The following is a 12,958-nucleotide window of genomic DNA, read 5'->3' on the forward strand; positions in this document are numbered from 1 at the left end:
TGATCCTTTAAATAACATCAGGATCAAATACTGAACACAATGCACCCCACAGTGTCTGAGCAGCAGCACGTTTCATTAAATCTTCATTACATACCGTATTTTCACCGACACATCGATTAACAATACGATAGTAAAGCCGCTTCTCAACGGGTGCAAAATAACGAACCTCAGCATCTTTCTCTTTCGCAGCAATATCACCCATACGAGGCGCAATAGAAAGTTGACGATAAGACTTACGATCAAGTGCTCGACCATTAGCCCGAGCTTTTACAATCCAATCTTCAAAATCCTGCGAAGACACAGAATGCCACTTAAACCGCATCCCTGAAAAACCATCGCCGCTGTAATTTGCTGAGGTCCCCTTGAATACGCCTTGTTCTTCAGCGATCAAATGCAACTTAGCATTCATCTGCGGCATAGCGTAAAGAACTGTACCCAATTTAGGGACCCAAAAGGCATTGACAGAATTTTCTGACGTCAATTGCAATAAAACTTGACGTCCTTTAGGCGCGTAAATTTCATTGACCGATGCAACACCATATTGAGGATAAATAAAAACCCATTTCCAATCAAGAGCTATAGCATCAATCTGCAACGGCTCTCCTTCACCCACAACCTCTATTGGAAGAGGCTTAGCAGGCTCAAGCTTATAGGTATAATAAGCCGCTAGTGAACCCAAAACCATTACAATTACAATTGGGATACCCCACATTACAGCTTCAATTTTATTTGAATGCGCCCAATCAGGAGAATAGTTCGCTTTCGTATTCGAAGCACGATATTTTATCGCTAAAAATACCACACTCACCATGACTGGAATGACAACACAAAGCATAACAAGCACACAAACAACAATCAAAATGAGCTGCTGACGTGCTACATAACCTGATGGCTGAAGGACATCCATTTTACAACCAGACAAAAGCAGTGCTCCCCCTAAAATCACAAGCATTCCTAATTGTCGAACAAAGCTTTTCATCTTCTTTTACCCCCGTCATATGCACTAAAAATTGCCATAAATATAATACCTCATATTGTACAGATTTGAAAATAATTATCAAGTGAATTCAATGCCTATATTATTCTTATCCAACGCTTAACTCTTTACCTTTACAACTTATTAATTGTTTTGCAATATACTCAAGCGCAAACCGATATCCATCACTTCCAAACCCACTTATGAGAGCGTCTACACCTGCCGATGTGTAAGAATGGTGACGGAAAGTTTCCCGTTGATGAATATGGGATAAATGAACTTCTACTTTTGGCCCTGAAAACATTTTTAGAGCATCAAGAAGAGCAACAGATGTATGACTGTAAGCCGCTGGGTTGATGATCAATCCAGAACTTAGCCCTATAGCTTCTTGTATCCATTCTACTAGCTGACCTTCATAGTTACTTTGATAAAAACTGATGATAAAATTAGCTTTCTTTGCCCATTCTTTGCAACTTTTTTCTATATCTTCTAAAGTTTCAGTTCCATAAATTTCTGGCTCACGTTGACCCAGAAAATTTAAATTAGGACCATTTAAAATCGTTATCATCACAGACATGGCAACCCTTTTCTTCTCGACCATCACTTATTAAAAAATATTTAGCATGTTTTTTACAGCAATAAAGTGCCATCCTTAATCTCAAAAAATTCCGCGCGTCCTTTTAAGTCATCAAATAAAAGACGATCTGTTCCTGTCATAAATGTTTGCACAGCTAAATCATCAAGAATATCAAATAAAGCAGCACGTCGATGTGAATCAAGATGAGCAGCCATTTCATCAAGAAGAAGAATGGGAGCCCTTTGCGATATCATACCTGTTAGACGAGCATGACACAAAACCAGACCTGTCAGCAACGCTTTTTGTTCGCCCGTTGAACAAGATGTTGCTGCTCTATTTTTATCCGCATAAAAAACTTGTAAATCTGTACGATGTGGTCCCTCTAATGTCCGCCCAGCAGCACGATCCATTGCACGATTACGCTGCAATTGATCACAAAATTGCTCTTCAACTTCAGTAGCTGATAGTCTCCTTAGAGCTGTTTCTAAAAAACCATCAATTTGCAAAAAAGCCCGTGGAAAAGGTATCTGAGATGGCATTTGTGTAAACATGTCATTTAAAAGCCTAATAACATCAATACGCGCCGCAGAAATAGCTGTCGCCAATTCTGCCATCTGCTTTTCTAAAGCATCAAACCAAGCAGTATCTTCATTGCCATCCAAAAATAAACGATTACGTGCGCGCATCGCTCTATCATAATCAGCTATGCGGCGCCTATGCAAAGGATCAATGGCCAAAACCATACGATCCAAAAAACGACGGCGCTCAAGCGAAGGACCTGTAAAAAGACTATCCATAGAGGGTGTTAAGATACTAATATGACTGTAATCTGTTAAACAATCACTTGGCGCATTCACACCATTAATATGGACCTTTCGACTGTTATCGCTAACCTCCAAAGCTGTACCAATCTTTACTTCACCATAAAGAGCACATTCAAGACAGGCAAAGATAACAAATCCTTCACCACCTCCATCTATCAAGCTAATATCAGAATATGCAGCCCGTCGCAAACCACGACCCGGAGAAAGAAAAGATAACGCCTCTAAAAGATTCGTCTTACCCGCACCGTTGTGGCCCGTGAAAACCACATGCTGACCCGAAAAATGAATATTAAAAAAAGAATAATTGCGATAACGTAAAAGCTTTAGCTGCCTCACAGACACTTTATGCACATGACTTGCCATGCATTGCAAAATAATCGCCCCTAAACACGAATAGGCATCAGTACATAAAGCACATCCGCATCATCATTATCACGAATCAAGGCTGGTGCTCCAGCTTCAGCCAGCATAAAAACCATTTCATCGCTTGAAAGCTGCCCAGCAATATCCAAAAGATACCGTGAATTAAACCCTATCTCAAGTGGTTCAGATGTGTAAGTTGCGGATAATTGATCTTCCGCACTGCCCGAATCAGGACTATTCACAACAAGCCTTAACTGTCCATGCTCAATCGTTAACTTAACTGCACGCCCCCGATCACTCGAAATCGTTGAAACTCGATCAACCGCAGAAGAAAAATCCTGTCTATTAACAACTAATTCTTTATCATTTCCAAGAGGGATAACACGTTGATAATCTGGAAATGTTCCATCAATTAACTTTGATGTAAAAATCACGGAACCTACAGAAAAACGAATCTTTGTCTCTGAAAGCTCTACACATACATTACCATCATTTTCTTCTGAAAGAAGTTTTTGCAACTCTCCTACAGCTTTACGAGGAACAATAACACCAGGCATTCCTTCAACTCCTGAAGGCGCTTCCATCTCAACTTGTGCCAAACGATGACCATCCGTTGCCACCAAACGCAGTTTCAAAACATCATCATGAATAACATGGAAGTAAATACCATTAAGATAATAGCGGGTTTCTTCAGTAGAAATGGCAAATTGCGTACAATCAAGTAAATGTTTCAACCCTGATGCCGATAGAGAAAAGCGATAACCAAACTGCCCAGGAAGTGACTCTGGAAAATCTGCCTTTGGAAGACACTGAAGTTGAAAATGCGCACAACCCGAAATAACGGACATTGTACCTGATTGATTCTCATCGACGGATAATGCAACTTCATTGCCATCAGGAAGCTTCCGAATAATATCATAGAGCAAATGTGCCGGAACAGTCGTTGCTCCGGCTTGTTCTACATTAACTGTAAAAGATTCTGTAACCTCTAAATCAAGATCTGTTGTCTTTAACTGTATATGACCATTTTCTGCATCAATCAGAACATTCGATAAAATAGGAACAGTATTACGGCGCTCTACCACACGGTGAACACGACCAAGAGACTTGAGAAATTGATTCCGATCCACTGTAATGCGCATAAAAGCCCCGTATGATTTACCAAAAACTATAAGAATTCCTTCGAATTAAAACAACAGATTCTTTTTAAAGAATCGCCTGCTGGAGTTTATTAAACCTCTTTTAAAATGGCAAGTCACTCCTGCATAAGAAAAAACAAACCCTTTTATTAAATCCCTTAAAGTTTCTTCAAAAAAAGAAATGATAAACGCTATACAGCCTGTTCTCCAATCAATCGCTTCAGTAATTCAAGTTCCTTGGCCAAGGTCTGATCACCGCAAACTAAATCTTCAATTTTACGTACAGCGTGTAAAACCGTTGTATGATCACGTCCACCAAAACGGCGTCCTATTTCTGGCAACGAGCGAGGCGTTAATACTTTCGCTAAATACATCGCAACTTGCCGTGGCTTTACAACCGTACGTGTTCGACGATTAGACAACAAGTCCTGTTTAGAAACATTATAATGGCGCGCTACCGTACGCTGAATTTCTTCAATCCGAATGCGCTTAGGTTCACCAGGACGAGTCAAGTGACCTAATAACTCATCAATTCGTTCTAAAGATAAATCAGACTCAAAAGATTGACGAAATAAGAGCTGGTTAAATGCACCTTCAATATCGCGCCCTGACCCTAAAACCGTTTTTGCAATATATTCCAAAACATCATCAGAAATTGATATCATGCTATCATCTTGCTGTGCCACTTTCAACCGCTGGCGCAACATTTGCAAACGCATTTCATAATCTGGTGCCTCAATTTCAAGGGCAACCCCTCCCTGAAGACGAGACCGAACGCGAAGATCAAGCGATTCTAATTCCGCTGGCGGACGATCTGCAGCGACAACAACCTGTTTTGCACTATCAAGCAACATATTAAGTAAATGGCAAAATTCATGTTGTATCGACTTACCTTGCAAAAACTGCATATCATCAATAATCAACAGGTCGATATCGCGAAGCTGTTCTTTAAAAGAAAGAGCATCATTATCACGAATAGCTGTTGCAAAACGCCACATAAAATATTCAGCAGTTAAATAAATAACACGTGCAGATGTTAAACGCTTCAATGCAGAAGCCGCAATCGCTTGAAGCAAATGTGTTTTTCCTAAACCAACAGACGCGTGAATAAAAAGAGGATTAAAACGCAAAGCACTTTTATGCCCCTCTGCAATTGAACGCGCCGCTGCTAAAGCAACGCGATTAGATGCCCCCTCAACAAAGCTTTCAAAAGTGTAGCGAGAATCAAGGGGAGATCCAAAAACTCCCGCTTGAGAACTTTTGACTGAATGCTCTGCAGAATTCTCAACAAAAGATGAAGTCGCCGGCTCCTCCAGCACAACAGAAGGCGCACTTGTTTTACAAACAACATCTCTTGAAACCCGTTCCATACCGCGAACGATGACTTCAACACGAAGAATTGCTGAGTTCTCTTGTTTCCATAAATGAGTCAAAAGAGAACCATAGTGATTATTAATCCATGAACGTAAAAAAGCTGTAGGAACAGAAAGCTTTACAAAAGTATGGCTATACTCAGCAAGTTTCACACGACCAAACCAACTGGTATAAGCTTCAACACCAACCTGCGCCTTTAATTGTGCCATAACGCGTACAAAAGCCGCCGCACTCTCCTCCTCTGAAACAATAGAATGCCCTATAGAAGCACTTCTACAAACAACCCCATCACTCTCTGTCATTCTATTCTTTATTATGTTCTCTGCCGACAGGATATTCACCGAAACCCTTTTAAAGGAACTAGCTTTAGAGTTCAATTTATCCACCATCTTCCATCCTGATAAAAATAAAATTTTGTCCTGCCAAACCACTAAAATAAATCTAGCAAAGGCAAAACGCCCTACCCCAAATAAGATTACTCACCCTCCCCTAGGATAGCCTCATCACAACCCCACTAACAAAGATGACCAATAAGATTTACTTGCACTCATGATATGACCCACCCTTCTAAAATGGTAAACATACCAACTAAGAGAACTAAAAAACCATCAAAAAAAACCACCCAACACAAAAGCTTTTAAAAAGCCTAAACCAAAGATTTTATATTCAACAAAATATAGGATAATGTGCTGATGTGACCCCTTCATACTTTTTAGTCTTCATGAGAACCATACAAAACAGCAGAGGTAAAAAGCAAGAGGTCAAAATAAAATCAAAAGCTCCAAAAAAATGCTCATTTCAATGAGGAATGAGAAAAATAATTGATTCAATTCATTTTTTTTCTCTGAATTTACCAATCATTAAAGAATCTCTTCAAATTAAAAAAAAAAAATAAAATGCTTGACAAAAAAGACTCTGTAAAAATCCACAAAGCTTGTGGATAACCATACTCCTCCCCTATAAACTTTCTCTCCTTTTTCAAGAGGAGAATCGTTGTCGATTCTTGTTTTCAATCGAAACTCTTTGAAAAGATAAACAAAAAGCCAGTATCCTTACGGATACTGGCTTGATTCTTAATAAAATAGAAAAAGCTTAAACGCTGAGAGCCTTTAAACGCTTCGCTAAACGTGACACTTTCCTCGCAGCAGTATTTTTATGAAAAACGCCTTTAGAAACCGCACGCATAATCTCAGGCTCAAAATTCTTAAATGCAATTTCTGCAGACGCTTTATCGCCCCCTGCTAAAGCATCATCAAACTTACGCATAAAAGTACGAACGCGTGAACGGCGGGCCCTATTAACCTGTGTGCGTGCTGCAACCTTGCGCACCGCTTTTCGAGCAGAAGGTGTATTCGCCATAAATATAATCTCTCTTTCAACACCTTGGTAAAATGATTCTCAATAACAACTCTACCAATGTAAATAAACCTAACCCAAGCAAAACTATAAAGTTTCCTATAACTCATGTAGCTTATAGCGCAATGTCAAAGCCAACGTCAATTAAATTTTCAAAGACAGACATAAAAAACGAAGCTAAATTCTCTAATCCGCAACTTTATAGCTTAATCGTTTAAAGATATTCCTCAACGAACAAAGGTATTTAAACAGCTAGCTTACGCAAGACATATTGTAAAATTCCACCATGATGCAAATAATCTAGCTCATCTTCAGTATCAACACGGCATAATAATGGAATGGTTCTTACCGTACCATCAGAAAAAGTAATTGTCGCCACTGTCTTTTGACGAGGTTTCAAGTTATGAATCCCTTCAATCGTTACCTTTTCATCTCCCTTTAAGTCTAAAGATTTCCAACTTAGCCCCTCCTCAAAGACAAAAGGAACAATGCCCATACCAACAAGATTAGAGCGATGAATCCTTTCAAAAGATTGCACAATTACCGCTTTGATACCAAGAAGATTGGTCCCCTTAGCGGCCCAATCGCGTGACGATCCATTGCCATATTCAATTCCCGCAAAAACAACGAGCGGAATACCTTCTTGTTTATACGCCATTGCTGCATCGTAGATGGTTTGTTCTACCGCTGACGGATAATGAACCGTATAACCTCCTTCTCGTCCATTTTCTCCTAACATAAAATTACGAATGCGAATATTGGCAAAGGTCCCACGAACCATAACTTCATGATTCCCACGACGGGTCCCATATTGATTAAAATCAGCGACGTTAACACCATGATCCATTAAATACTTTCCAGCAGGAGAAGCTGCTTTAATAGAACCAGCAGGAGAAATATGATCTGTCGTGATTTTATCACCAAACAAACCTAAAATTCGTGCCTCCTTAATATCTGGTAAAACATCTGGTGTTTTCTGCATATCATCGAAATATGGTGGATTACGAACATAGGTGGATTGTTCATCCCAAGAATACGTAGACCCCGTAGGGATCTGAACTTTTTGCCAATTTTCATCACCCTTAAAGACGTCTGCATACTTTTCGGCAAAAACCTTACGCGTGACATTTTCTTCGATAAACGCCTGTATTTCTTGAGAAGTTGGCCAAATATCTCTCAAGTAAATCGGTTGACCATCTGAATCTTCACCAAGAGGTTCTTTGGTTAAATCTTTACGTACCGTTCCGACAAGCGCATGTGCAACAACTAATGGAGGGGAAGCTAAATAATTCGCTTGCACATCAGGGGAAACTCGCCCTTCAAAATTACGATTTCCTGAAAGAACTGCAGCGGCAATGACACCATTGTCATTAATCGTTTTGGAAATATCTGGATGCAAAGGACCAGAATTCCCAATACATGTTGTGCACCCAAACCCTACTAAGTTAAATCCTAATGCATCTAAATCTTTTTGCAATCCCGAATTTTGAAGGTAAGCTTCAACGACTTGTGAACCAGGTGCAAGAGAAGTTTTTACCCATGGCTTACTTTTGAGACCTTTTGCCACAGCATTTCGCGCCAAAAGACCTGCTGCAATAAGAACACTTGGATTCGATGTATTTGTACAAGAAGTGATCGCTGCGATTACCACATCACCGTGACTAAGCGTATATTCTTCTCCTTCAACCTGATAATGCTCATCTTGTCCAGAAGTTTTCTTATAGTCTTCAACCAATGCCTTTTCAAAACCTTGCCCAACATTTTCCAATGCAATACGTCCTTCAGGACGTTTAGGACCAGCCATAGAAGGAACAACGGTTCCCATATCTAATTCAATGGTATCACTAAAAATGGGATTAGCCACCACTTCGTCATGCCACATTCCTTGTGCTTTGGAGTAAGCCTCCACTAAGGCAATTCGATTTTCATCACGCCCTGTCATATTGAGATAACGCACCGTCTCCTTATCAATTGGAAAAAAGCCACAGGTTGCTCCATATTCAGGTGCCATATTCCCTATCGTCGCCCGATCAGCAAGCGTCATATGCTCCAAACCAGGGCCAAAAAATTCAACAAATTTACCAACAACGCCCTTCTGGCGGAGCATTTGGGTCACCGTCAACACCAGATCGGTAGCTGTTACACCTTCTTTAAGCTTCCCTGTTAGGCGAAAACCAATCACTTCAGGTAACAACATAGAGACGGGTTGGCCTAACATTGCCGCTTCGGCTTCAATGCCACCAACACCCCAACCTAAAACACCCAAACCATTAACCATCGTCGTATGCGAATCAGTTCCCACACAAGTATCAGGATAAACTGTCTCCCTCCCCTCTTCATTCTTCATCCACACGCATTGTGCTAAATATTCGAGGTTAACCTGATGACAAATCCCTGTTCCTGGAGGAACAACGCGAAAATTTTGAAAGGCTTGTTGTCCCCATTTCAGAAAACGATAACGCTCACCATTGCGTTCATATTCATGCTCAACGTTTTCCTTAAAAGCCATGGGAGTGCCAAAATCATCAACAATAACTGAGTGATCAATGACGAGATCAACGGGTATGAGAGGATTAATTTTTTCAGCGTTACCACCAAGTTTGACCATAGCATCACGCATTGCAGAAAGATCAACAACCGCCGGAACACCAGTAAAGTCTTGCATAAGAACGCGTGCAGGACGGTAGGCGATTTCTGCCCCTGCGCTCCCTTTGTCGCTTAACCATTTAGCAACATTGAGGATATCCTCTTTTTTAACCGTGCGACCATCTTCAAAGCGCAATAAATTTTCGAGAATAACTTTCATCGAAAACGGCAAACGCGAAATGCCTTCAAGCCCATTCTTCTCCGCTTCGATCAAGCTATAATAAGTATATTCTTTGCCACTAACATTTAACGTTCTGCGACAATTAAAGCTATCAATGTGAGTCATGACTGTCCACCCTCATACTACAAACTACCCAATTTCCAGGAATGAACAACACAAACCACGAGTCAAGGTCGCAGCTTGAGTGCAGACGCAATTACCTCCGCCATCCACTTCCCCCTCCACCTTGCATAGGTAAATGCGGAAATCAGCGCCAAAAACCATTCTACACCAGATTTTGATGTAACGCACCTCTTATAGAACTATTTCTAGAACTATTCTAGGGACAATTGCATAAAAAAACGTGTTTTTTTATTCTATAATGCAATAAAGAATAGGAAAATAAAAAAATAGGCAATCGCATGGTGTTATCAGGCAAAGATTTAGCAGCTTACAGAAACGAGGAAATTCTATTCAAAGGTCTTTCTTTTCGTTTATTTCCACAGCAATTGATAACAATCACTGGACCAAATGGCATTGGAAAATCTACATTGCTCCGAATCATTGTCGGTCTTCTTGAACCTGCTGAAGGTCATATCATACTTAAAGACTATGAACAAAGATACCCTGTTACAACTGCGTGTCATTATCTTGGTCCTCAAAATGCCATGAAACCTCTTTTATCTGTCATTGATAATTTGCAATTTTGGGCAGAGTTTTATGGACAACCTCTATGCTCCCCCTATGAAGCCCTTGCCGATCTTGGTCTTTCTGATCTTGAATATTTACCCTTTAACGCTCTGTCTACTGGACAACAAAGGCGTGTCGCTCTTGCCCGCCTTTTGCTCTCCTATCGTCCTATTTGGATTTTAGATGAACCCATATCGGGACTTGATAACCATGCTCAAAAACGCCTTACTCGTATTCTTCAGCGTCATCTCAATCAAGGTGGTATGATTATCGCCGCAACCCATAATTCTTTAGGCATTCCAGAAAACCATACAATCGCTCTGGAAAAATTTTTACCTCTCTAGGAGAGAATAAAATGAAAGCACTGTTCTGGCGTGATCTTAAACTATTATTAGCGCCACAAGCCTCGTCGCTAACAGGACTATTGTTTTTCATCGCTGTTGTGATCATAACCCCCTTTGCTATTGGACCAGATCCCAAAATTCTTGCACAAATAGGGCCAGGAATATTGTGGTTTGGTGCCCTTCTTTCAGGACTCCTCAATCTGAATAAACTTTTTCAAATTGATCGTGATGATGGCAATCTCGACCAATTTATCCTTTCAGAACAAAGACAAAGTTTTATGCTGATTGTCTTTACCAAATGCATCGCCCATTGGGTAGGAACGATGCTTCCTCTCATTTTTGCTACGCCTATTTTGTCCCTCATGCTCCACTTAGATGTAACGATAACTTTTACAACAATACTTACTCTTTTATGCGGAACACCTGCTATTATTTTTATTGGCGCCATAGGAGCAGCACTTGCAAGCTCATTGTTGCATAGCACTCTTCTTATTTTCATCATTATCTTACCGTGGATCATTCCAATTATGATTTTTGGCGTTTCAGCGGCTACGGCTCCAACAAATCCAAATGCCTCTTTTCTCACTTCCCTAGCTCTTCTTAGCGCTTTTTCACTTTTTTTGAGTCTCTTTAGCTCTTTTGTTGCCGCACTAACGCTCAAGCTTTTATCAGAATAATAAAAGATGATTGCCGCATAGCAAAACTCTGCCTATTATGAATTTCATGAATGAACTATCTCACACATATAAAATGAGGTCACTCCCTGCAAGTTTTGCCCGTTTCATGAAAATAAGCAAAATCATTATACCTTGGTTAGCCGGCATAACATTGTGTTTTCTTATCTTAGGACTCATTCTCGTGGTGCATTCCCCTGATGACTATCAACAGGGTATGACTGTTAAGATTATGTACCTTCATGTACCTTTCGCGTGGTTGTCTACATTCTGTTATGTAACGATGAGTGTAGCGGCATTAGGAAATTTGATTTGGAAATATCATCTTGCTGATGTAGCTCTCAAATGTGGTGCGCCCATTGGAGCAATTTTTACCGCCTTAGCTCTCATGACAGGAGCTCTTTGGGGGCGCCCTACATGGGGAACATGGTGGGTATGGGATGCACGGTTAACATCGGTTTTAATTCTGCTTTTTATCTATCTTGCCATTATCCTGCTTGGACGTGCTTTTGACAACCAAGTAAAAGCCGCTCGCGCTACTGCAATTCTTACCCTTGTTGGATCTGTTAATATCCCTATTATTAAATTCTCCGTTAATTGGTGGAATACATTGCATCAACCAGCCTCTCTGTTACGTGCTGGAGGACCAACAATCGACAATACTATGTTATTGCCTCTTATAACTATGTTATTTTGTTTCATCTTTATGTTTATTACGCTCTATTTGATGGCTATGCGAAATGAAATCAATCGTCGTCATATCCAAATACTTCAGATTAAAAAATCCCGTCGTGCACAACACCAGGACTCCTCATCATGCTTGACCTAAATGGCATCCACAGTGGACTGTTAGGAAACTTATCTTTGAAAATTGATTTTTTCCTTGGCACCCTTAAACACAAGCAAATTGTTGTTTTAAGCTATACGCTTTCTGCAATCTCCCTCTTATGTCTTATTGGCTATATTCTTTGCAAAGCCCTATACCAAAAAAAAATTCTCCAACAGCTAAACAAAAAAGAGCTGTCACAAAAAGAAAAATACAATGAAAAATATCCCTCCAAAACTTAAAAAAAATATATCTTTGCCTGTTTTGTTTGTTCTTTTTGGACCATTTGTGCTTTTTCTCCTTCTTATGGTGTTTTTTTTCAACTTTATGGATAAAAAACACCCGCAAAATCCTTCTCTTCTCCCAAATGCATTGGCTGGGAAAACAGCCCCCGAGACACACCTTCCTCTTCTTGATCAGGAAAATTATCTTCATTCAAAACAGTTTAAAGGACGTGTCACATTGGTCAATTTTTGGGGCTCTTGGTGTTTACCCTGTCGCCAAGAGCATCCTCTTCTTATGAAGATTGCACAAGATAAACGTTTTGATCTAATTGGTATTAATTATAAGGATAACAAAGCAAACGCCCTGCGCTTTTTAAATCGCTTTGGTAATCCTTTTAAATTGATTGGCTTTGATGTTTTAGGATATACAGCCATTGACTGGGGGGTATATGGACCACCAGAAACCTTTCTCTTAAATAAAGAGAGCATCATTATTGTCAAACATGTTGGTCCCTTAACATGGCAAATTTATCAAAAAAAAATCCTCCCCAAAATTGAACAAGCAATCATGACAGAAGAAAAAATGAAATATCAACATATTGATTTATAATTATAATTTACCATTTTTCTCTATTAAATGAAAACACCGAATACTACGAGATTTTTTCAAATCTTTTTATGTTGAATCAAGAAAAACAGCTAAGAAAAGACTAAAAATGCCTTTTTGTGCATTTTTTTAATATAAGTATAATAAACAATGTTTTAAATTGAAAAATACAAGAATG

General features: G+C 39.7%; 12 protein-coding genes. 5 read left to right on the plus strand and 7 right to left on the minus strand.

Annotated features, from left to right (window positions below):
• Window positions 1-7 precede the first annotated feature (7 nt).
• From cyoA to acnA, 7 genes are all read right to left on the minus strand, one after another.
• A complete protein-coding gene (gene cyoA, locus PVV70_RS00150) occupies window positions 8-979 on the minus strand; it encodes a ubiquinol oxidase subunit II (RefSeq protein WP_273757405.1) in 972 nt (323 codons plus the stop codon).
• Between the two features lie 106 nt (window positions 980-1,085).
• Window positions 1,086-1,553 carry a type II 3-dehydroquinate dehydratase gene (gene aroQ / locus PVV70_RS00155; protein WP_273757406.1) on the minus strand — a complete coding sequence of 156 codons (468 nt, stop codon included), beginning with the start codon at window positions 1,551-1,553 and terminating at the stop codon, window positions 1,086-1,088.
• Window positions 1,554-1,606: 53 nt separating this feature from the next.
• Window positions 1,607-2,740, minus strand: coding sequence for a DNA replication/repair protein RecF (gene recF, locus PVV70_RS00160; protein ID WP_273757407.1), 1,134 nt, complete (start codon window positions 2,738-2,740; stop codon window positions 1,607-1,609).
• 20 nt (window positions 2,741-2,760) lie between these two features.
• Window positions 2,761-3,882, minus strand: coding sequence for a DNA polymerase III subunit beta (dnaN, locus tag PVV70_RS00165; protein ID WP_273757408.1), 1,122 nt, complete (start codon window positions 3,880-3,882; stop codon window positions 2,761-2,763).
• Between the two features lie 188 nt (window positions 3,883-4,070).
• Complete coding sequence (dnaA, locus tag PVV70_RS00170; RefSeq protein ID WP_273757409.1) at window positions 4,071-5,642, minus strand: chromosomal replication initiator protein DnaA; 1,572 nt, start codon at window positions 5,640-5,642, stop codon at window positions 4,071-4,073.
• Between the two features lie 703 nt (window positions 5,643-6,345).
• Entirely contained in the window at window positions 6,346-6,612 is a 267-nt protein-coding gene (gene rpsT / locus PVV70_RS00175; RefSeq protein ID WP_273757410.1) for a 30S ribosomal protein S20, read from the minus strand.
• Window positions 6,613-6,853: 241 nt separating this feature from the next.
• Window positions 6,854-9,541, minus strand: a complete 2,688-nt coding sequence (gene acnA / locus PVV70_RS00180; RefSeq protein WP_273757411.1) for an aconitate hydratase AcnA — start codon at window positions 9,539-9,541, stop codon at window positions 6,854-6,856.
• Between the two features lie 296 nt (window positions 9,542-9,837).
• On the opposite strand from acnA, the gene ccmA reads away from it, so the two are divergent.
• From ccmA to PVV70_RS00205, 5 genes are read left to right on the plus strand one after another with little or no spacing between them, the layout of a single operon-like run.
• Complete coding sequence (gene ccmA, locus PVV70_RS00185) at window positions 9,838-10,449, plus strand: heme ABC exporter ATP-binding protein CcmA (protein WP_273717504.1); 612 nt, start codon at window positions 9,838-9,840, stop codon at window positions 10,447-10,449.
• Between the two features lie 11 nt (window positions 10,450-10,460).
• The gene (gene ccmB, locus PVV70_RS00190) at window positions 10,461-11,126 is read left to right on the plus strand and encodes a heme exporter protein CcmB (protein WP_273717503.1); all 666 of its coding nucleotides are present in this window, start codon (window positions 10,461-10,463) and stop codon (window positions 11,124-11,126) included.
• A gap of 46 nt (window positions 11,127-11,172) precedes the next feature.
• Entirely contained in the window at window positions 11,173-11,952 is a 780-nt protein-coding gene (locus PVV70_RS00195) for a heme ABC transporter permease (RefSeq protein WP_273757412.1), read from the plus strand.
• A complete protein-coding gene (locus PVV70_RS00200) occupies window positions 11,940-12,191 on the plus strand; it encodes a hypothetical protein (protein WP_273757413.1) in 252 nt (83 codons plus the stop codon). Before PVV70_RS00195 ends, PVV70_RS00200 begins: the two co-directional genes overlap by 13 nt.
• Window positions 12,166-12,783 (plus strand): DsbE family thiol:disulfide interchange protein, encoded by a 618-nt coding sequence (locus tag PVV70_RS00205; RefSeq protein WP_273757414.1) that lies wholly within the window; start codon window positions 12,166-12,168, stop codon window positions 12,781-12,783. The genes PVV70_RS00200 and PVV70_RS00205 overlap by 26 nt, the downstream gene beginning before the upstream one ends.
• Window positions 12,784-12,958 lie beyond the last annotated feature (175 nt).

This window comes from Bartonella sp. AU55XJBT (assembly GCF_028618525.1).